The sequence below is a fragment of the Stenotrophomonas sp. FR024 genome (assembly GCF_047500745.2).
Lineage (GTDB): Bacteria > Pseudomonadota > Gammaproteobacteria > Xanthomonadales > Xanthomonadaceae > Stenotrophomonas > Stenotrophomonas maltophilia_A.
In genome coordinates this window covers 1-20,948 of record NZ_JAXAXM020000002.1, presented here as the reverse complement: position 1 = coordinate 20,948, position 20,948 = coordinate 1, and the positions used below count along the sequence as shown (strand labels likewise).

Sequence of the window (20,948 nt, the reverse complement as noted above, 5' to 3'; positions counted from 1 at the left end):
TCTTACTTGGGAGAAGCCGCTGCCGAGTCACGCAGCGGCACCTGCTGCTTTCTCTCTTCCAAGGACCCGTGATGCGCAACACGCTTTACCTGTCGATCATCCTCGCGCTGTCTCCCTGCAGCGTGCCGCTGGCGGCTGCGGCCACTGCCGATGGCCTCGAGGCCCGCGTTTCGGCGCCGATCGCGGCGCAGCCGCTGGCGCGCGCGCTGGAGCAGTTGTCGCGCAGTTCCGGCGTGCAGTTCCTGTATTCGGGCAGCGGTGACGTGCACATGGCCGGTGCGGTGCCGCGCGGTGCCACCGTCAAGCAGGCGCTGGACGCGCTGCTGGCAGGGACCGGCCTGGGCTACACCGTGGTGGATGGCAACGTCATCGCCATTGATCCTACGCCGGCACACAACGAACCGAAGCCGGCCGCGCCGAAGCCGCGCGAGGCCGAAGCGGTGGTGGCGCCGACCCTGGGCACGGTGAAGGTGATTGCTGCGCATGAGGTGATCGACCAGAAGAAGACCTCGCCGGTGATCAAGGATTCGGTGGTCTACGACGAGATGGACAGCTACGGCGACGAGACCCTGGCCGAGAGCCTGATGGCCGCGCCGGGCCTGAGTGCCGTGGAGGATGCCGGTGAGCCCCGTTACGTGACGGTGCGGGGCGTGCAGGCCAACCTCAACTACACCACCATCGATGGCATCGCGATTGCCAGCGTGGGGGGCAGTGGCTCGGGTGAGCGCATGAACAACCTGCAGCTGATTCCCAGCGACATCGGCACCCGCACCGACATCTACAAGAGCTTCAGTGCCGAGCAGGCACCGGATGCGATCGGCGGCGTGATCGACATCATCAGCCGCAGTGCCTTCGACCGGTCCGGCAAGTACGTGTTCGCCGATGTGGCCGGCATCTATTCCACGGCCGAGACCAATGTCGAGCGCAGTGCCGGTGGCAACCACGAGACCCTGGGGCATTTCGGCAAGAGCGCCAAGATGGTGTTCTCCAACCAGTTCGGTGCCGACCAGGAATTCGGCCTTGTTGCGGTAGCGCGCTATGAGCAGCGTTCGCGCAACAGCGTCAAGCGCTGGGTGGAGTCGAACTACTACTACAACGACGCCGGCAAGTACCTCACCGACGGTACCACGGGGCCGGACGAGGCCAAGGGCTGGAACGGGCTGCGTGCGCCGGGCAATTTCAGCACTGGCACCTATACCAACTTCATCACCAACTTCGGTGGCTCCGCCAAGCTTGAGTGGAAGCCGTCGGATGATCCGTTCTACGCATCGCTGCTGCTGTATTCGTACCGGTTCTACGAGAACTCGACGATGAACAAGACGGATCTGTACGGCAACGCCAAGTTTCCGGTCCGCAACCAGACCGAAGACAGCGGCACCACCCAGATCAACAGTATCTACATCAAGAACCGCCACGACCGCTGGGACCGCAGCAACCGGGGCGCCATCGCCAGCTTCAACTGGGATATCGGTGATCGCTCGCGGCTGACCCTGCGCGGTGGCCACACCGAAGAGACCTTCCACAACAACCAGGTCTACTGGGGTGTGCGCGCCTACCCAAGCAATCTGTTCGTCGACTACGAGAACGACAGCCACGGCTTCCCGAACGCAGTGGCGGTTTCCGACTCCAGCCTGCTGACCAGCTCGGCGTTCAAGCTGAACCCGGCGCAGGCCTATGTCTCGCCGCGCGACGCCAAGGAGAGCATCGACAACCTGCGTGCCGACTTCAGCTACAACGTCGGCGCCGATGCGCGTGGCTTCGGCCTGGCCGCCGGCGCCGAATACCGCCATCTGAAGATCTGGCAGGACATCGACTTCGACTACTTCAAGAGCAGTGCCACGCTCAACGATTACCTGTATCCGGGTTCGACGCTGCTGGGTAGCGTGCCGGGCTTCCCGCTGATCGACAACCGCAAGTGGAACGAGGAACTGCTGCCGAAACTGGGCAACAACAATGCGGCGTATCCAAATGCCAACTTCACCAGCGACTACAAGTACGTGGAGGACATCACCAATGCCTACGTGTCCGCACACTACGCCTGGGACCGACTGCTGCTGATCGGCGGCCTGCGCTACGACCACACCCGCTTCGATGCCTACAGCCCATTCAGCGATGATGGCGGCACTACGTATACCTCTGCCTTCCGCAATACGAGCGGTGGCTACAACAACCTGCTGCCTTCATTGAATGCGACGTTCAAGTTGAGCGAGGACCAGCGCCTGCGCTTCTCCGCCAGCCGAACGCTGGGCCGGCCGACACCCAGCAACATCGCCCAGGCCACCAGCACCAGCTGTGGTGATGACGAGGAGGGCAGGGGCTTCTGCACCATCAAGCAGGGCAACGCCAACCTGCAGCCGCGCCGTTCCACCAACATCGACCTGGCGTGGGACCTGTACTTCAACGGCAACAACGGCCTGGTCTCGGTGGCACTGTTCGACAAAGTGATCAAGGACGACATCTACACCCTGACCACCTTCGAGAATGTGGGTGATACCCGCTACCGGGTCACCCAGCCGATGAACACCGACGAGTCCAGGCTGCGCGGTGTCGAGTTCGCGGTCGCCAACCGCAACCTGCAGTGGGGCCGCCAGCGCTTCGACATGTACTTCAACGCAACGCGGCTGGAAGGCCAGACCAACTACCGCATCAGTGATGGCACCGAACGCCGCCTGGACCGCCTGCTGTACCAGCCGGACTGGTCGCTCAATGGGTCGGTGATCTGGCGCATGCCGTGGAAGAGCGCACAGCTGCGCCTGTCCGGTACCTACCGCAGCCGGATGCTGGTCGACTTCGGCGATACCCAGTGGCTGGATTCGTACTACGACCCGTACATGACCTTCAACATGGGCTTCAGCCACAAGGTCAGCAGGCACGTGACGCTGAAGTACGAGGCCAAGAACCTGTTCAACACGCAGCCGACCTACAGCACCGGCCCGAACGGGCGCTTCCGTACCGAGATCGACGACTACGGCCGCTTCTTCTATTTCCACATCATCTACAACTGAGGGCGCAGCCGTGGATACGATCAATCGCAGGCGATTCCTGGCCTTGGCCGGCCTGTCTGCTGCCGGCGCGTGGATGGGCACGGCGCACGCGCTGGCCGCACAGACCGATGCCGCCGCGCTGAACCCGCGCAACCTGCTGGCGTCGCCGCGGTTCGCCAGCACGCCGTTCACCCTGGGCGTGGCCTCGGGTGATCCTTCGGCCGATGGCATGGTGCTGTGGACACGGCTGGCGACCGAGCCGCTGGTGTTCGGCGGTGGCATGCCGACCCGGCCGATGGTGGTCGAATGGCAGCTGGCGGCGGACGAGGGCATGCGCAGGGTGGTACGCCAGGGTTCGGCGATGGCGCATCCCGAACTCGGCCACGCTGTGCACGTGGAGCTGGGTGGGTTGGCGCCCGCACGGCCTTACTGGTACCGCTTCACCGTAGGCGGCCACGCCAGTGCGGTCGGTTGCACCCGCACGCTGCCCGCAGCCACGGCCGCAGTGGATCGCGTGCGCTTTGCGGTGGCCGGTTGCCAGCACTACGAAGAAGGCCACTACACCGCGTGGTGGCGCATTGCCGAGGAATCGCTGGATTTCGTTTTCCACTACGGTGATTACATCTACGAAGGCGAAAGCCAGCCGGGCCTGCGGAAAATGAACGGCCGGCCGTTCACCAACCTGCGCAATCATGTCGGGCCGCAGACCTACACGCTGGACGACTACCGTCGCCGCTACGCCCAGTACAAGAGCGATGCCGACCTGCAGGCCGCGCATGCGTCGGCGCCGTGGTTCGTCACCTTCGATGACCATGAAGTGGACAACAACTGGGCCGGCGCTGAAGACCAGGACGATACGCCCAGCGAAGTGTTCCTGCTGCGCCGCGCACAGGCCTTCCAGGCTTACTACGAGAACATGCCGCTGCGCCGATCGGCGCTTCCCCGCAACGGCCACATGCAGATGTATCGGCGTGCCCGCTATGGCACGCTGATGGACCTGCACCTGCTCGACACCCGCCAGTACCGCAGCAAGCAGGTGAACATGGCGCTGCGTGAGGAAGTGGAATCACCGGCGCGCAGCATCGTCGGTGCGAAGCAGGAGCGCTGGCTGTTCGACGGACTGGCCGATGCCACGCCACGTTGGCACACCATCGCCCACCAAGTGGCACTGGGCAACTACATGCGCGAGAAGGATGGTGTGGTGCAGTCGTCCGACGACCAGTGGTCGGGCTATCTGGACAGCCGCCGGCGCCTGCTTGACCACATCCAGAAGGTTGGCTTCGGCAATGTAGTGACCGCCTGCGGCGACGCGCATCGGCACTACGCCAGCGACCTGGTGCAGGACCATCGTGATTCAGGCGTGGTCTCCAGCGAATTCCTCGCCACCTCGATCACCTCCGGTGCCGACGGCCAGGGCGTGGATGCATATGCCGAGAACCAGCTTGCGCACAGCCCTTACTTGAAGGCGACCACAGACAAGCGCGGCTATGTGCTGTGCGATGTCACCCGTGATGCGTGGATCGGCGACATGAAGTCGCTGGATACCGTGATGCAGCCGAACGGAACGGTGCAGAGCTGGAAGCGCTACGCGGTGGAACACGGCCGGCCGGGGTTGCAGGAGGCCTGATCAGCCAGCACCACTGTAGAGTCGAGCCATGCTCGACTGCTTTTTCCGGTAAATGATCGAAAAGCAGTCGAGCATGGCTCGACTCTACAACAGCGCGACGGTTCAATCGTGCTCGAACCGCAATGGTTCGCTGCCCATCGCGGGGTCGCTGGTGCCAGGGCGACCATCCTCGGCACGCCCGGCCAGACGCAGCATGCTCTCACCCGCGCCGACCTGCAGGTCGTACCAGCCCGCGGTAGGCGCTGCATCCCACGCCAATGCGGTCTCCGCATGCGCCGGCAGCACCAGCGTCTGTTCCGGCATGTGCCCGGCATAGGCGCCGGCATGCACGCGCAGCTGCTGTGCGGTATCGCTGAGATTGCGCAGGTGCAACCGCAGCTGGCCGTCGGCGCGCTCGACCGACGCCTGCACAACGGGTCCTTTGGCAGCGCCCAGGAAGTGACGGTGGAAGCCGTTCGGGCCAAGCAGCCACAGGTCGTAACGCCCCTGTGCATCCAGCGCCCAGCGTTCGCGCAGCGGCGTGCCCGGTACCAGCGTATAGCGGCGTGGCACCGCACCCAGCCGCAGTCGGTCGTACACATGCAGCACCGCCGCTGCACCTTCGCAGGACAACGTCAGATCCAGGCCCGATGCGTCGATCGCAGCAATCGATGCCTGCGGCCGGTAGGGCAGGGCGCGTGCCGGGCGTACGCCGCTTTCCTGTTTCGCCGGCTTCAGTCCCTCCGGCAACGCCGGCACGGTGCGCCCCAGCAGGGCGGCGGCGCGTGCGGCAACGGCGCTCACGTCGGGCAGGCCGCGTACGAACGGGCGGGTATCACGCTGGGCGAAGTCGAAGGCGTTGCTCAGGTCACCGCAGACCGCGCGGCGCCACGGCGAGATGTCCGCGGCGGCCACGCCGAAGCGGCGTTCGATCAGGCGTATGACCGAGGTGTGGTCGTACACCTGCGAATCGACCCAGCCACCGCGGCTCCAGGGCGAGATCACATACAGCGGCACGCGCGGCCCCAGCCCATACGGGCGACCGCGCAGGTCTGCGGCGTCGTACTTCTCATCCCCCGGTGCCGGATGACGGTGATACTCGCCTTCGGTACTGACCGAAGACACACCCGCCCAGCCACCGTTTTCCGGTGAAGGCGGTGCCGGTGGCGGCATGTGGTCGAAGAAGCCGTCGTTCTCGTCGAACATCAGCAGCAGGGCGGTGCGGCTCCAGACCTCCGGATCGGCGGTCAGTGCATCCAGCACGCGCGCGGTGTACGCCGCGCCCTGGGCTGGGCTGGAAGGGCCGGGATGCTCGCTGCCGGCCGCGTCGGCGATGATGAAGCTGACCTGCGGCAGGCGCCCGTCGACCACGTCCTGGCGCAGTTGTGCCAGCCCACGCGTGCTGACCCCACGAGCGCGCAGCTGCGGGTCATGCCCCGGCGCAGCACGGTAGGCCTGGCGGAAAGACTCGAAGCCGGCCAGTGGGTTGTCGGTGAAGTTGTCAGCCATGTCCTGGTAGATCTGCCAGGACACTCCGGCCTTCTGCAGGCGTTCGACATAGCTGGTCCATCGGTACGACGCCGGATACCCGCCATGTTCCGGGAAGTTGTCGTGCGAGTTGGCGATCACCGGGCCACCGGCGCGCGCGGCCGCATCGTTGTGGCCGGTCCACAGGAACACCCGGTTCGGGTTGGTCCCGGCCTGCATCGCGCAGTGGTAGGCGTCGCAGATGGTGAAGGCATCGGCCAGCGCGAACTGGAAGGGCAGGTCGCTGCGCTGGAAATAGCCCATCGAATGGTTCTGCTTGGCCTTCGGCCATTGCCCCATGCGCCCGTGGTCCCAGGCGCGCTGCGCATCAGGCCAGGTATGCGGCGTGCCTTCCACGCGCATGTAGCCGAAGTGCGCGGCGGTATCCAGCGGGAACGGTGCGATCGCGCGCGTGCCGCTCGCGTCGGGTTGCAGCCAAAGGCTGCGGGTGCGGCCGCCGGCCTGCAGCGCGGGCGCCGGAGCGACGAAGCGGTCGCCGAAGCCACGTACCCCCGGCAGCGTGCCGAAGTAGTGGTCGAACGAGCGGTTCTCCTGCATGAACACCACGATGTGCTGCAGGTCTTCCAGGCTGCGCGTCTGCGCGGCGGGTGCGATCGCTGCAGCCCGGGCGATGCTGGGCAGCAGCGGGGAAAGGCCGGCGGCAGCGCCGGCCTGCAACAACCGGCGTCGGCCGATATCGGTCACGGGTTCACTCACAGGTCCACACGGAAGGAGATGCCGACGGTACGCTGTGCGCCGATGAAGGCGTTGTCGCGGCCGTCCACCCCTGCAAGATACCGCTTGTCGGTGAGATTGTTCACCACCAGGTTGGCGCCCATGCCCTTCAGGCGCGGCGACAGGCCCTGCAGGTCGAAGCCGATATTGGCGTTGAACACGGTGGCCGAGGGCAGCTTGTTGACGTTGGCGGCATCGAGGTAGCGCGTGCCGAGGTAGCGACCGGACAGGCCGAAGTTCCAGTTTTCGCCCTGCCAGTCGGCCGACAGCACCAGGGTCTGTTCGGGCTGGCCGATCACCTTGGCACCGTCGACGATGCCCAGCTGGGTATCACGTGCGGCATCGCCACTGCCCAGGTACTTGGAGCGGTTGTAGGTATAGGCGGCGTTGAGGCGCCAGCCATTGTCCCAGCCGTAGCCGAACGCCGCCTCCAGGCCGTTGCTTTCCACGCCACCGAAGTTCTCGTAGACACCGTCGGTCTCGCCCAGGTAGTCGATGCCGCTGACGAAACCGGCCGGCAGATAGACGATGCGGTTGTCGAACTTGATGTTGTACAGGGTGATCGACGCGGTCAGCGGCCAGCGGCTGATGCGCATGCCGACTTCGATGTTGTCGGCGGTCTCCGGCTCGACGTTGCGGAAGCGCTGCGGGTCGGTCTCGCCGAGCACGCCGGAGGGAATGGCGGCGAAGTTCTGCGAGAAGCCAGCGAACAGCTCCATGCCTTCCACACCGGGCGCCCAGGTGAAGCCGGTGGACAGCAGCGGATCGGACTTGGAATCGGATTTGACGTGCTCGCTGGCACCGATCACGCGGCGGCGCGACTGGTCGACGAAGAACTGCTTCACGCCCAGGCGTGCGCTGAACGGGCCGAAGCGGGCGACGTCCTCGACGTAGTACATCTGCTCGTCAACCTTGTACTTGTCTTCGAACTGCACCCAGTACGGCTGATGGTCGAAGGCGATGTCCTGGCCTACGTTGAGCAGGCGATGCCAGTCGCGGCGCGCCGAGCGGTCCAGCTTTTCCACCCACAGGCCGCCGCGGATCGTGTTGTCGACGGCACCGAAGGTCTGCCGCCATTCGACGTCGGCGGTCACGCCCATGCGGTCGTTGTCGTAGTGGGTGTGGCGGTAGGACTGCGCGCCCAGCACGTTGCCCGCGTAGCAGTTCGGATCGTACTCGGCAGTGAAGCCCAGCCGTGGGGTGCAGCTGGCCAGGCGCTGCGCGGCGCTGCCATCGGGATTGACGAAGAAAATCTGGCCGCGGTTACTGCCACCGTACACGGTCTTTCCACCGATGTACTCCGACTCCGGGCGACCGGCACCATCATCGCTGACCTGCGCCAGGTAGGGGGGCAGCCAGTCGCCACGACCTTCCATGCGGTGCCCGTAAGCCGCCACCGAGGCCTTGAAGCCGTTGCCGCCGTCGAAAGCCGCGCGCAGGTAGCCGAAGGTGTTCTCGCGCAGCGCACGCGAGCCGGAACGGTAGTTCTGGTCCAGGTACGGAATGCCGGTGAGGGTGCCGACCAGGTTGTCGCGGTCCGGATTGGTGGCGAAGCCCTTCGGCGAGACGCTGGTGTACTCCGGCTCGTCGGCATCGTTGTAGGACAGGTAGCCGGTCAGCGTCCAGCGATCCAGCTCGGTGATGAACTTGCCGGCGATGTGGTCATTGCTGGTCTTGCCGCTGCCATCGATCCAGTCGTGCACACGTGCGGAAGAAGCGCTGACCCAGGCGCGGGTATGGCCGCCGAGCAGGCCGGTGTCGTAGCGCACGTAATACTTGCGCGCTTCGTTGTCACCGGCACCGACCACGAAACGCAGGCGGCTGTCCTGCAGCGGATCGCTGGTGAGGAAGTTCAGGGTGCCGCCGAGGGCTTCGTTCGAGCGCGAGGAGATATCGGCGGTGCCCTGGCTGACTTCCACTGTTTCCAGGTCCAGGGTATCGATGTAGCGGTTGGCCAGCGAACCGCCACCGTAGCCCGAGCCGCCATTGGGCAGGCCGTCGATGGTGGTCCCGATCTGCTGGGTGTCACGGTTGGTGACGAAGCCGCGCATGCTGATCTGCGTGCCCCACACCGACGAACCGGTGGCATCGGCCTCGCTGACCACCACGCCGGGCACTTCGTTGAGCGCGTCGTTGACGCTGCTCATCACCGTCTGCCGGTTCAGTGTTTCCGCGCGCACCGAAGTCTTCGCGTAGCTGGTGGCCTGACCAATCACCTGTACCTGGTCGAGGGTACGCGCATCGCTGCTGCGCGCTTCGCCCGTATCGCCCTGCGGTGCTTCTGCGAGGGCGTCCAGGGCGGGGGCGATCAGCAGGGCCAGCAGCGAGACACGGGGAAAACGCGCAATCGTTCGCATCGAAACCGGACCTTCAGAGGGAGGAAACCCCGGAGTGTCGGCAGCGCCAATGACATCGGGATGACGTGGCAGCGCAGGAACGATGGCACTGTGGGGGCGGTCACGGCCTTCGGGTATGCTCGGTGCTTCAATGGACCTGAGGTGGTGACGATGCAGAAGCGATCGAAGATCTGGCTGGGAGGTGCAGCCCTGGTGCTGCTGGCAGGGTGCAACCGGACGCCCTCGGATGGAGAGGTGGCACCGCCTGCGCCAGCCACGGCGGACGAGGCCGCAGCACCGGCCGCCGCCCCAGCGGGTTCAACGGCCGCCGCCGACGGCACCGCACTCACCGACCGCGATGGCAAGCCGGTGCCGCTGGTGCCTTTCGACACCAGCAGCGTGCCGCTGAGCGACACCGCGCTGGGCGGACTGCCGTTCTTCAGCCTGCCGCAGGGCTACGCGCCGCAGAACGCCCCGCACCCGCGCGCCTGGGCGCGCTTCCCGTTCCGGATGGGCGAGGGTGTGCATTGGGTGGAAGGTCCGAGCTGGTCGGCACGCATCGTGACCGACAGTGAGGTGGCCCCCGACAAGGCGTTCTCTGCGCTGGAAGTGCAGCGCAACTTCGACGGTGTGATCACCGCGGCTGGCGGCCGCAAGGTCTTTGAAGGCACGCTGCTGCGCGACATCTACTACGGCCCGCAACTGGAAGGCGAGATCGGTGGTGGCTTCATCGATGCGGTGAACGGTGAACAGGACGCACCCACCACCGTCTACGTGCTGCGCCAGGTCAACCGCACCGTGTGGGTGCAGCTGGCAGTGGACAGCAACGGCGCCGGTCTGGTGGTCGTGGATGACGTGCCGTTCAAGGCCACCGCGCAGTGGTCGGACCGTTTCCCGCACCTGTCCCTGCCGGCCGGCTATCGCGAGCGCAACACGCCCGAGCAGCGTGATTTCGATGCCTTCCCGTTCTGGACCGGAGATCACTTCGAACCGGTCGAGGGCCGCACCTTCGCTGCCGATTTCGACAAGGGCGAGCGCGAATACTCGATGCATGAAGTACGCCGCAACCTTGAGGCGATGATGGCCCAGGTCAACGGCACCAAGGTGTTCGAGGGGCGCATCCCGCACGAGGCGGCCGAGGGCGTGTCGAAGCAGGTGCAGTCGTCCTACGGCAACGCGGCCAGCTACAGCTGGGACAACTACGACACCGTGGTCTATCGCGTCGATCTGGCTGACGGCCGCCAGGTGTGGGTGCATGCTCGCCTCGAATACCTCAGCGCAGGCTGGGTCGTGGTCGAGCGCAAGGGTTTCACCCAGACCGCGGCGCTGCTGCCGGCCGATGCGTTGAAGAAGAAGCTGGACCGCGACGGCCGCGTGGCGATCCAGGTCAACTTCGCCACCGACAAGGCGCAGATCCTGCCGACGTCCGAACCGCAACTGGCGCAGGTGCTGGACCTGCTGCGTGCCGACCCGTCGCTGAAACTGTCGATCGAAGGCCACACCGACAACAGCGGCGCGGCCGCGCACAACCGCAGCTTGTCCGAGGATCGTGCGCGGTCGGTGGTGGCGGCGTTGACCGCCAAGGGGGTCAACGCCGACCGCCTGCAGGCGGCCGGCTTCGGCGCCGACAGGCCGGTGGCCGACAATGGCAGCGAGGAAGGCAAGGCGCGCAATCGCCGGGTCGAGCTGGTCAAGCGCTGAACCATGCCCTCCTCAGTACCGCGCGTCCTTGGGTTTCGGGTCGCGCGGCCAGTCCTTGGCCTTGTTGGCGAAGTCCGGCCGCGGTTGGTTGATGAAGTAGCTGGCGATGTCCACCGCATCCTGGTCGGGCATCACCTGCTGCCCCAGTGGCGGCTCGCGGGTCACCGCCGGCGGCATGTTGTGCTTGACGAAACCGGCCGCCTTGTACAGGCGCGCCATGCCGGCGCCGATGTTGAAGCTGTGGTCGCCCCACAGCGGCGGGAAGGCGATATCACCGCTGGCGTCGCGCCGGCCTTCGCCGTTGTCGCCATGGCAGGCGGCACACTGCACGGCGTACAGCGCCTGGCCACGGATCGGGTCCGGGGTCAGCGTGCTGTCGATGGGGCCCTCGCTGGGGGCGGCCACCTTTGCACCGTCTGGCACTGGACTGCTCAGCCACGCCATGTAATCGAGCATGGCGCGCATCTGCGGTGAGTCCTTCGGTAGCGGCTTGCCGTTCATCGAGCGCTGCAGGCAGCCATTGATGCGCTCGGTCAGCCCGATCACCTTGCCCGGGCGCGGCATGTAACGCGGATAGGCGCCGCCGCCGGTGTTGAAATAGTGGTTGCCGAACGGTCGCTTGCCCTCGGCCATGTGGCACGAATTGCAGTTCAGATCGTTGCCGACGTTGTCCGGCAGCAGCCGTGCGGTCTCGTTGAGGAGGCGGCGGCCAAGCATCACCGATTCGGCATTGCCGAGCCCGGCGATCTCTTCGGCGCTGGGTGCGTGGTAGCGGCCGACCACCTTGCCCTGCGCATCGAGGATATCGATCGTGCTGGCTACGGCAGCATCCAGGTCCGGGTACAGATGGCGATAGGCGAGGGTGCCGGCGCCGGCCAGCAGCACGAGGGTGACCACGCTGCCGACCAGCAGGCGGGAGCGTTTGCGCGAACGTTTCATCGTGCGGCCTCCTGCGGAACGTAGTGCACCGGTTTGTCACGCACCACCCGGCGCATGCGCGCCACGTCGACCTCGCTCACCGCGCTGGCCTGGTTGCCCCAGCTGCTGCGGATGAAGGTCAGGATCTGTGCCAGTTGTGCATTCGGCAACTGCTCGAAACCGGGCATGGTGAACGCCATGCGGTCGTGCGGGGTATGCGGCGTGCGGCCACCGATCAGGGTCACCTGCACAAGCGAACTGGGATCATCGGCGAATACGATCGAGTTGCCGGCCAGTGCTGGGTAGACCCGTGGCATGCCGCGGCCGTCGGCGCGATGGCAGGCCTGGCAGTGCTCTGCATAGGCCAGCGAGCCGGCCACGCCATAGTCGCCACTGCGCAGTGCGGCGGTGGTGGTGTCGGTACCCGGTGACCACTGTGCGCTGCGGCCCTCACGTGCCGGCAGCTGTTTCAGGTAGCGCGCCATCGCCAGCAGGTCGGCGTCGGACAGGTACTGCGTGCTGTGCTCGACCACATCGGCCATGCCGCCGAAGGCCGCCGAGCGATCGGTGCGGCCGGTGCGCAGGAAGTCGACGATCTCGCCCTCGCTCCAGCTGGCCAGGCCGGTCGACTCATTGCGCAGGTTCTTCGCGTACCAGCCCTCCAGCACCGAGCCGGACAGGAACTGGCGGCTGCCATCGTCGGCCATCGCCTTTTCCTGGAACGCCAACCCGCGTGGTGTGTGGCAGGCGCCGCAGTGGGCCAGGCCCTCCACCAGTTCGGCGCCACGCTGCTGGCCGGCATCCAGCGACGGATCCGGGTTGAACGTGCGCGGGCGTGCGAACAGCAGCTGCCACCAGGCCAGGGGCCAGCGCATGTTGGCCGGCCAGGGAATCGTGCTGTCGGCGTTGTCCTGCTTCACCGGCTGCACCGAGCCCATGAAATAGGCGTACAGCGCCTTGATCTCGGCATCGCTGGCGATCACGTACGAGGCATACGGCATTGCCGGATACAACGGTTGCCCATCGTGACGGATGCCGCGACGGACCGCGCGCTCGAAGTCGGCGTAGTCGTAGGCGCCAATGCCGGTGTCCGGATCGGGCGTGATGTTGGTCGAGTAGATCGTGCCCATCGGCGTCTGCATGCCCAGGCCACCGGCGAAGGGCTTGCCGCCCGGCGCGGTGTGGCAGGCCGCGCAGTCGGCGGCGCGCGACAGGTACTGCCCCTGCGCGATCAGCGCCGGATCGTGGATGTCGACCTGCGCCGTCTGTCGCGGTGCGAACCAGTAGGGCGTGGTGCGGGCGATGCCGTAGGCGGCGGCCACGGTGGCGGCCAGGGCAATGGCGAGCTTGAACGAGGTGCGCATGGCGGCACTGTGGGCAATCGCGCGCGCGCGTTCATTGATCCGGATCAATGACTGAACAGATACAGCTTGTACACCAAGCTGAATCGTTCCTGCGTTGTCATCGAGCCGTCATCCGAGCGCGATAGATGGCCGGTCGAGTGGGACGTTAACGTCGCTACCTGTCTGATTCACCCCTATGATGTGATATGAAGCGCCTGCTGCTGTTGTTGCTGGCGTGCGCCGGCCTGTGGCTGGCTGCATGCTCCTCCTCGATCAATGCCGCATCCACCTCGCTCGCCGATCGGCTGATCGCGCCGGGTGGCGTGTCGACCCTGCTCGATCGCCCGCGCATTGCCGCGGCCATCGCCGAACTGCCCAACCGCCATGGCTTCGCGCCGGGCCGCGATGGCGTGCCGATCTTCTGGCGTGTGTTCGATCCCGGCGACTACGGCGCGCGTTACCACTACCTGCCGCAGCGCCACGAGAACGGCCTGCCGCTGGATACCGGCCTGAGCCTGGCAGTACCGCAGCCGTTCCGCGCGCAGGCCCCGCGCGGCACCGTGGTGCTGCTGCACGGTTGGATGATGAACGGCGATTCGATGCTGCCGTGGTCGTTGCAGCTGGCCGAATCCGGCTACCGCGTGATCACGCTGGACCTGCGCAACCATGGGCAGTCCGGTGCAGGTCCGTCCGGATACGGCACCTATGAATCCGACGATGTGGTGGATGTAATCGGCGAGCTGCGCGCGCGTGGTGAAGTAACCGGCCCGCTGTACCTGTTCGGCGTGTCCTATGGCGCCGCCACAGCGGTATTCACCGCCGACAAGCTCGGTGACCAGGTGGAAGGCGTGGTGGCGATGGAATCGTTCGCCAATGCCGGTGTGGCGATCCGCACGATGATTCCGCACCTGATGGGACTGCAGCCGGAAGGCCTGAAGGCGCAGGCGGTGGCGTCGTACGCGCGCTGGCGCTACGGCGGCCAGGACATCAACCAGGTGATCGCCGCCGCCAGCCGCCGCATCGACGTCGATCTGGACCGCGTGGATGTAGCGCGCGCGCTGGCCGATACCCGCGCCTGCGTACTGCTGCTGCACGGGCAGGGCGACCAGCACATCCCGGTCAGCCAGGGCCGCGAACTGGCGCAGGCCAATCCGCGCGCGCACTACATCGAGATGCGCGGCGAGGACCACATCACCCTGCCGCTGCGACTGGACCTGCTGGCGGGCGTGGTCGATGACTGGATGGCGCGCGACGAGCACCATACGCAGAGTGCCTGCCCGGCGCCCCAGCTGCCGGCCCAGGCCGAGTGGCTGACACGCAGCTGAGAAAAGGGGACGGAGGGGATTAAGTCGTTTCCCGCACAGCTGGGCCAGAAACGACTTAATCCCCTCCGTCCCCTTTTTTCTGTCAGGCCACCCGTCTTGCCAGCGAGCGCGCAGACGCCGCGACGCCCAGCAGCAGCGCGGCCACGCAGAGGAAGGCGAAGCCGAGGCTGGTAGCGTGTGCGAGTGCGCCGATCGCTGCCGGTCCGGCGAGGATGCCGGCGTAGCCCAGCGTGGTGACCGCGGTGATGGCGATGCTCTCCGGCATCACCCGCTGTTGGCCCGCCATCGAGAACAGCGCCGGCACGATGTTGGCGCAGCCCAGCCCGACCAGTACGTAGCCGGCCAGCGCCACCGGGAACGATGGCACCAGCGTCGCCAGGGTGAAACCCGCAGCAGCGGTGATGCCGCCGAAGACCAGGGTGCGGGTCCGGCCGAGGCGCTCGACGATGCCGTCGCCGAACAGGCGCATCGCGGTCATCGCCAGGGTGAACAGTGCGAAGCCGGCACCGGCCTGGTCACGTGGCACCTGCCGCACTTCGGCGAGGAACACCGCGCTCCAGTCCAGCATCGAGCCCTCGGCGAGGAACACCACGAAGGCCAGCACGCCGATGAACAGCACCACGCCATGCGGCAGTGCCAGCAGGGGGCCTTCATGCAGGATCCGTTGCGGGCGCCAGTGCGGTGCCGACAGCACTGCCACCAGCAGCAGTGCGGCCACCGAAACCAACGCGGCCAGCCACAGCGGCGTACCCAGGATCAGCATGCCGGTCATGCAGCCGGCACCGACGAAGCCGCCGATGCTGTAGAAGGCATGGAATCCGGACATCATCGCGCGCCCGGCGTCGCGCTCGACCGCGACCGCCTGCATGTTCATCGCACAATCCAGTGCACCGACGCCGGCGCCGAACACGAACAGGGCCGCGCCCAGCGCTACCGGAGAGGGCGCCAGCACCAGCAAGGGCAGGGCGCACAGCATCATCACGCAGGTGATCACCATCACCCGGCGGCATCCCAGCCGCCCGGTCAGCGCACCTGCCAGTGGCATCGCCAGCAGTGAGCCGAGCCCGAGGCACAGCAGCACTGCGCCGAGGCTGGCGTCGGACAGCCCGGCCTTGGCCTTGGCGTAGGGCACCATCGGTGCCCAGGCGGCGGTGGCGAATCCGGGAATGAAGAAGGCAGCGCGGGTGGCGTGCTGCTGGGCACGTGGGGATGAAGGCGTCATGCGCGATACGAAGCTCCAAGGATCATCCATGAAAACGTTTTCAAGCGGGATCGGCAAGTGCCATGCATGACATCCAGCGACGCATACGATTGCAGTGACCCGAATGCGTCACCGCTGATTAACGCCAAAGACGGACAGTGGCGACACGGTCGGCATTCCGCCGGCCGCTGCCGGAGATCCGTACATGAGCACGACACCGACCATCCTCCTCGTCCATGGTTTCTGGGGCGGGGCCGCACACTGGGCCAAAGTGATCCTGGAGCTGCATCGCAACGGCCATGACCGCGTGCAGGCGGTGGAACTGCCACTCACCTCGCTGGCCGACGATGCCGGCCGCACCCATAAAATGATCCGGCAGATCGACGGGCCGGTGCTGCTGGTCGGCCACTCCTACGGTGGTGCGGTGATCAGCCAGGCCGGCAACGAGGCCAACGTGAAGGGCCTGGTCTATATCGCAGCGTTCGCCCCGGATGCCGGCGAGAGCCCCGGTGGCATCACCCAGCAGCATCTGCCGGAGGCGGCGCCGAACCTGGCGCCGGACAGCGATGGCTACCTGTGGCTGCGTGCGGACAAGTTCCATGAGAGCTTCTGCCAGGATCTGAGCGAAGACGAGGGCCGGGTGATGGCGGTGACCCAGAAGGCACCGCTGGCCAGCACCTTCGGTGATGCGGTGAGCGACCCGGCGTGGAAGCACAAGCCGAGCTGGTACCAGCTGTCCCGCCACGACCGCATGATCGCGCCGGAAAACCAGAGGGCCATGGCCACGCGCATGCAGCCCAAGCGACTGCTGGAGCTGGATGCCAGCCATGCCTCGCTGGCCTCGCAGCCGAAGGAGGTGACCGCGCTGATCCTGGAGGCCTGCGCCGCCATCGGCGGCTGAGCCTGCGGCAGCGCGCCGCACCACAGCACATCGCACGACAGCCGGGGCGCAGGGGAGTACACTCCTGCGCCTGCGGCCATCCGGCCGCGTCCCCGTCTTCCCTCCAGCCGCCGCCAGAGGATCCCACCCGATCGTGGAGGTCCCGCCGTGCTGTCTGTGCCTGATGCCCGTATTCCGTCCCCATTGCCGCGTCGCCGTGCGTTGCCGCAGGCGCTTGCCCAGGGCCTGCTGATCACCGCACTGGCCAGCAGCGGCATCGCAGCCGCGCAGTCCGCCGCCGAGCCGGACAAGGCCGCCGAGGCCCCGGCATCGCAGACCCTGCAGACCGTGCAGGTCACCGCCAATCTGCTCGGTACCATCACCGAGGGCAGTGGCGCGTACACGCCGGGCACCATCGCCACCGCCACCCGCCTGGTGCTGACCCCGCGGCAGACCCCGCAGACCATCAGCGTCATTACCCGCGCTCAGATGGACGACTTTGGCCTGAACGGCATTGATGACGTGATGCGGGTGACCCCGGGCATCAGCATCGTCACCTACGACAGCGAGCGCACCGAGTACTACGCACGTGGATTTGCCGTGCAGAACTTCCAGTACGACGGCATTCCGATGTCGCGTGACTCGGCCTATTCGGCGGGCAACACGCTCAGCGATACCGCGATCTATGACCGCATCGAAGTGCTCAAGGGCGCGACCGGCCTGCTGACCGGCATGGGCGATCCGGGCGCGACCATCAACCTGGTGCGCAAGAAGCCGGGCAAGGAGTTCGCCGGCAATGCCACGCTGGGTGTCGGCCGCTGGGATGACTATCGTGCCGAGATCGATGTTGGCGGCCCGTTGACCGCCGATGGACGCGTGCGCGGTCGTGCGGTGGGCGCCTGGCAGGACAAGCATTCCAATCTCGACTTCTACCAGCGCACCAGCAAGGTGGGCTACGCGGTGCTGGAAGCCGATCTGGGCGAGCGCACCCTGCTGACCGTGGGTGGCGATGCGATGGACAGCGACCCGAAGGGCTCGACCTGGGGTGGCATCCCACTGCTGGACAGTGCCGGCAACTTCAATGACATGCCGCGTTCGTTCAACAACGGCACCCGCTGGAGTGGCTGGCGCCAGTATGTGCGCACCGGTTTTGCCACGCTCGAGCATACGTTCGCCAACGATTGGGTGGCCAAGCTGCAACTCAACCACCAGGTCAACGGCTATGACGCCGCACTGGCCGGCGCTGCCGCCGGCAATCCCGATCCGTTGACCGGCGAGGGCGTCAGCCTGTGGCTCGGCAAGTACGTTGGCAAGACCGTCAGCAATGCTGCCGACTTCTATGTGAGCGGTCATTTCGGCCTGCTCGGGCGGGAGCATGAGCTGGTGGTCGGTGGCAGCGCCTCGCGCAAGCGCTGGACCAATACCGGCTACGGCCCGCAGGCGGGGTTCCCGGATACCGTGCCGGACTACAGAACCTGGAATGGCGACATTCCCGAGCCGGAGTGGCAGCGCAGCTACAGCAACAACGAAGTGACGCGTGAGAACGGCCTGTACGTGGTCGGCCGTTTCGACGTGGCCGATCCACTGAAGGTGATCGTGGGCAGTCGCCTGGCCAGCTACCGCTCGCCGGACACGCGCGAGACCGGCGTGTTCGTGCCGTATGCCGGTGTGGTCTACGACCTCGGTGAGCACTATTCGGTGTACGCCAGCTACAGCACCATCTTCAAACCGCACAGCGAACGCGACGAGCAGGGCAAGGCACTGGATCCGCTGGAAGGTCGCAGCTACGAGATGGGCCTGAAGGCCGAGTTCCTCGATGGGCGCTTCAACGCCAGTGCGGCGCTGTTCCAGCTCGACCAGGACAACTTCGCCCAGCCCACCGGCGGCAAGACGCCGGACGGGCAGGATGCCTATCGCGCCCTGATGGGCGTGCGTACCAAGGGTTACGAGCTGGAAATGTCGGGCCAGCTGGCCGAGGGCTGGCAGGTGCAGGGTGGGTTCTCGCACAAGATCGCCCGCCAGGCCGGTGCCAAGGTGACCACACTGGAGCCGGAAAACCAGTTCAGCCTGCACACCAGCTACCGCCTGCGTGGCGACTGGAAGGGGCTGACGCTGGGCGGTGGCGCGCGCTGGCAGGATTCCACTTTCGGCGAGATCACCAACCCGGCCACGCAGGCCAAGGTGGTGCATCGCACCCAGCCCTATTGGCTGCTGGATGCGATGGCGCGCTATGAATTCAACGATCGCCTCTCGGCCACGCTCAACGTCAACAACCTGCTGGACAAGCGTTACTACACGATCTTCAGCTGGTACAGCACCTACACCTGGGGTGAGCCGCGCAATGTGCGGTTGAGCTTGAATTACAGGTTCTGACCCGGCTCTACACATGCGCCCGCGATGCTTTTCGGCATCGCGGGCGTTGTCATTACAGCGGCAGGTCGAACACCAGCACTTCGGCGTCGTTGCCGTTCTCCAGGGTCAGCTGCGCTTCGTCGCTGACCTGCAGTGCATCACCGGCTTCCAGAGTGATGCCATTGACCTGCAGCTGGCCTCGGGCCACCTGCACATAGGCGCCACGACCGTTGCCGAGGGCGTGGTGCAGCTTCTGGCCGCCATCGAGGATGGTGGCGAAGATGCGGGCATCCTGGTGGATGCGCAGCGAACCGTCGGCACCGTCCGGCGAAGCGATCAGGCGCAGCTGGCCGCGCTTGGTTTCCGGGGCGAAGTGGGTCTCCTCGTAGGACGGCGTGATGTTCTCGGTGTCCGGGAAGATCCAGATCTGCAGGAAGTGCACGGTCTCGTCGGCGGAGTGATTGAACTCGCTGTGGCTGACACCGCTGCCGGCGCTCATGCGCTGCACGTCGCCGTAACGCAGCACCGAGCCGGTGCCCATCGAGTCCTTGTGCTCCAGCGCGCCGCCCAGCACATAGGAAACGATCTCCATGTTGCTGTGGCTGTGGGTGCCGAAGCCCTGGCCGCCGATCACCTTGTCTTCGTTGATCACCCGCAGCGGGCCGAAGCTGACGTAGCGGGGGTCGTAGTAGTTGGCGAAGGAGAAGGTATGGCGCGAGGACAGCCAGCCATGCTCGGCCAGGCCACGGGTAGCGCTCTTGCGGATCTGCAGCATTATGGAATCTCCTTGTTCGATGGTTTCGATGGGGCGGGGTGGGCTTGTAGCCGGCGTGTTTCCCCGTTGGAGAGGAGTATCCGCTTGCGCCCGGGGTTTGAAAAACGGATAGTTTTGACAGCCATCATCGAAAAATTCGAATGCTCAAACTCAGTCTCGATGCCCTGCAGATCCTGGACGCCATCGACCGCCGCGGCTCCTTTGCCGGCGCCGGCAAGGCCCTGCACAAGGTGCCCTCGACCATCTCCTACACCGTGGCCAAGCTGGAGGAGGATCTGGGCGTTCAGCTGTTCGACCGGGTCGGCCCGCGTGCCGAGCCGACCGAGGCTGGCCGCGCGCTGCTGGACGAAGGCCGGCACCTGCTGCGCGCCGCCCGCGAGCTGGAACTGCGGGTGCGCCGGGTGGCGTCGGGCTGGGAGACCGAACTGACGCTGGCGGTGGATTCGGTGTTCCCGACCTGGCTGCTCGGCCCGGACATCGCCGCGTTTCGTGAGGCCGAGGCACCGACCCGGCTGCGATTGATCGGCGAGGCCCTGTCCGGTACCTGGGAGGCCTTGCTGGACCGCCGTGCCGACCTGCTGGTTGGTGCGCCGGGCGAGGGTCCCAGCGGCGGCGGTTACGTGGTCGAGCCGCTGGGTACGGTGGAGTTCGTGTTCGCGGTCGCCCCCGGTCATCCGTTGGCTGCAGTGCCGGGCGTGCTCGGACGCGAGCAGCTGGTCGAGCACTGCGCGATCGCGGTCTCCGATTCGGCGCGGCGGCTGCTGCCGCGCACGGTCGGTCTGTTGATGGGGCAGGAGATGCTGACGGTGCCGGACATGGCCAGCAAGCTGAAGCTGCAGTGCGAAGGCGTGGGCTTCGGTTTCCTGCCCGAGCCCTGCGCGCGTGCGGCGGTGGCGCGTGGCCAGCTGGTGATCCGCGAGGTGGAGGAGCACAAGCCGGAAGAGACCTTCTGGCTGGCTTGGCGCACCGGCGAGGATGGCGCCGCACTGCGCTGGTGGCGAGAGCGCCTGCGCAGGCCGGAGCTGCTGTCACAGTGGTGGCAGTCAATGGCCAGGGGGTAGGGGTACGGCAGGGCTGCGCCCTGCACCCGCTACGAGCTGGAGCAACAGCAACAGCAACAGCAGAAGCTGGTTTCCTGTGGGGAGGCGGGGTGGGTCCGGTTGCGGGGGCCGCTGCAAGTCCCCCTCCGGGGCCCGGCCCAGCCGCTGGCGGCTGTGCGTTCGGGCGCTTGCGAAGCAATGCTTCGCAAGCAAAGCGCCCTCACC

The 20,948-nt window shown here is 66.3% G+C and carries 13 protein-coding genes; 7 read left to right on the top strand and 6 right to left on the bottom strand.

The genetic code is table 11. The features are described 5' to 3' along the window. The first annotated feature begins 71 nt into the window (after nt 1-71). Together ACMZ91_RS02050 and ACMZ91_RS02045 are read left to right on the top strand one after the other, a co-directional pair. Nucleotides 72-3,005, top strand: a complete 2,934-nt coding sequence (locus tag ACMZ91_RS02050; RefSeq protein ID WP_414577863.1) for a TonB-dependent receptor — start codon at nt 72-74, stop codon at nt 3,003-3,005. Nucleotides 3,006-3,015: 10 nt separating this feature from the next. Beyond that, entirely contained in the window at nt 3,016-4,611 is a 1,596-nt protein-coding gene (locus ACMZ91_RS02045; RefSeq protein WP_414577865.1) for an alkaline phosphatase D family protein, read from the top strand. A gap of 102 nt (nt 4,612-4,713) precedes the next feature. Here ACMZ91_RS02045 and ACMZ91_RS02040 read toward each other — a convergent pair whose 3' ends face one another. Then, complete coding sequence (locus tag ACMZ91_RS02040; protein WP_197655814.1) at nt 4,714-6,822, bottom strand: phosphocholine-specific phospholipase C; 2,109 nt, start codon at nt 6,820-6,822, stop codon at nt 4,714-4,716. A gap of 8 nt (nt 6,823-6,830) precedes the next feature. Beyond that, entirely contained in the window at nt 6,831-9,209 is a 2,379-nt protein-coding gene (locus ACMZ91_RS02035; RefSeq protein ID WP_414577867.1) for a TonB-dependent receptor, read from the bottom strand. Nucleotides 9,210-9,359: 150 nt separating this feature from the next. Here ACMZ91_RS02035 and ACMZ91_RS02030 point away from each other — a divergent pair, with 150 nt between their 5' ends. After that, nucleotides 9,360-10,889 carry an OmpA family protein gene (locus tag ACMZ91_RS02030; RefSeq protein WP_049461307.1) on the top strand — a complete coding sequence of 510 codons (1,530 nt, stop codon included), beginning with the start codon at nt 9,360-9,362 and terminating at the stop codon, nt 10,887-10,889. 12 nt (nt 10,890-10,901) lie between these two features. Here the strand turns inward: ACMZ91_RS02030 and ACMZ91_RS02025 are convergent, their stop codons facing one another. Both ACMZ91_RS02025 and ACMZ91_RS02020 read right to left on the bottom strand, forming a co-directional pair. Then, the gene (locus ACMZ91_RS02025) at nt 10,902-11,828 is read right to left on the bottom strand and encodes a c-type cytochrome (protein ID WP_049461309.1); all 927 of its coding nucleotides are present in this window, start codon (nt 11,826-11,828) and stop codon (nt 10,902-10,904) included. Beyond that, on the bottom strand, nt 11,825-13,171 hold the full coding sequence (locus ACMZ91_RS02020; RefSeq protein WP_049461322.1) for a c-type cytochrome: 1,347 nt from the start codon (nt 13,169-13,171) through the stop codon (nt 11,825-11,827). Before ACMZ91_RS02020 ends, ACMZ91_RS02025 begins: the two co-directional genes overlap by 4 nt. Before the next feature lie 185 nt (nt 13,172-13,356). On the opposite strand from ACMZ91_RS02020, the gene ACMZ91_RS02015 reads away from it, so the two are divergent. Then, nucleotides 13,357-14,475 (top strand): alpha/beta fold hydrolase, encoded by a 1,119-nt coding sequence (locus tag ACMZ91_RS02015; protein WP_414577869.1) that lies wholly within the window; start codon nt 13,357-13,359, stop codon nt 14,473-14,475. Nucleotides 14,476-14,557: 82 nt separating this feature from the next. On the opposite strand, the gene ACMZ91_RS02010 is transcribed toward ACMZ91_RS02015, so the two are convergent. After that, nucleotides 14,558-15,697 (bottom strand): MFS transporter, encoded by a 1,140-nt coding sequence (locus ACMZ91_RS02010; protein WP_071229288.1) that lies wholly within the window; start codon nt 15,695-15,697, stop codon nt 14,558-14,560. Nucleotides 15,698-15,881: 184 nt separating this feature from the next. Here ACMZ91_RS02010 and ACMZ91_RS02005 point away from each other — a divergent pair, with 184 nt between their 5' ends. Together ACMZ91_RS02005 and ACMZ91_RS02000 are read left to right on the top strand one after the other, a co-directional pair. Continuing rightward, entirely contained in the window at nt 15,882-16,577 is a 696-nt protein-coding gene (locus ACMZ91_RS02005; RefSeq protein ID WP_414577872.1) for an alpha/beta hydrolase, read from the top strand. Nucleotides 16,578-16,724: 147 nt separating this feature from the next. Then, the gene (locus tag ACMZ91_RS02000) at nt 16,725-18,929 is read left to right on the top strand and encodes a TonB-dependent siderophore receptor (protein WP_414577874.1); all 2,205 of its coding nucleotides are present in this window, start codon (nt 16,725-16,727) and stop codon (nt 18,927-18,929) included. A 52-nt stretch (nt 18,930-18,981) separates the two neighbouring features. Here ACMZ91_RS02000 and ACMZ91_RS01995 read toward each other — a convergent pair whose 3' ends face one another. Continuing rightward, nucleotides 18,982-19,683: a pirin family protein gene (locus tag ACMZ91_RS01995; protein WP_049461316.1), complete on the bottom strand. Its 702-nt coding sequence runs from the start codon at nt 19,681-19,683 to the stop codon at nt 18,982-18,984. Nucleotides 19,684-19,823: 140 nt separating this feature from the next. On the opposite strand from ACMZ91_RS01995, the gene ACMZ91_RS01990 reads away from it, so the two are divergent. Then, on the top strand, nt 19,824-20,744 hold the full coding sequence (locus tag ACMZ91_RS01990) for a LysR family transcriptional regulator (protein ID WP_049461318.1): 921 nt from the start codon (nt 19,824-19,826) through the stop codon (nt 20,742-20,744). Nucleotides 20,745-20,948: the final 204 nt, after the last annotated feature.

Coding starts and splice junctions, on each gene's coding strand:
- ACMZ91_RS02020 (WP_049461322.1), bottom strand. CDS start 13,171: ATGCGCACCTCGTTCAAGCTCGCCATTGCCCTGGCCGCCACCGTGGCC.
- ACMZ91_RS01990 (WP_049461318.1), top strand. CDS start 19,824: ATGCTCAAACTCAGTCTCGATGCCCTGCAGATCCTGGACGCCATCGAC.
- ACMZ91_RS02015 (WP_414577869.1), top strand. CDS start 13,357: ATGAAGCGCCTGCTGCTGTTGTTGCTGGCGTGCGCCGGCCTGTGGCTG.
- ACMZ91_RS02035 (WP_414577867.1), bottom strand. CDS start 9,209: ATGCGAACGATTGCGCGTTTTCCCCGTGTCTCGCTGCTGGCCCTGCTG.
- ACMZ91_RS02025 (WP_049461309.1), bottom strand. CDS start 11,828: ATGAAACGTTCGCGCAAACGCTCCCGCCTGCTGGTCGGCAGCGTGGTC.
- ACMZ91_RS02050 (WP_414577863.1), top strand. CDS start 72: ATGCGCAACACGCTTTACCTGTCGATCATCCTCGCGCTGTCTCCCTGC.
- ACMZ91_RS02010 (WP_071229288.1), bottom strand. CDS start 15,697: ATGACGCCTTCATCCCCACGTGCCCAGCAGCACGCCACCCGCGCTGCC.
- ACMZ91_RS02005 (WP_414577872.1), top strand. CDS start 15,882: ATGAGCACGACACCGACCATCCTCCTCGTCCATGGTTTCTGGGGCGGG.
- ACMZ91_RS01995 (WP_049461316.1), bottom strand. CDS start 19,683: ATGCTGCAGATCCGCAAGAGCGCTACCCGTGGCCTGGCCGAGCATGGC.
- ACMZ91_RS02030 (WP_049461307.1), top strand. CDS start 9,360: ATGCAGAAGCGATCGAAGATCTGGCTGGGAGGTGCAGCCCTGGTGCTG.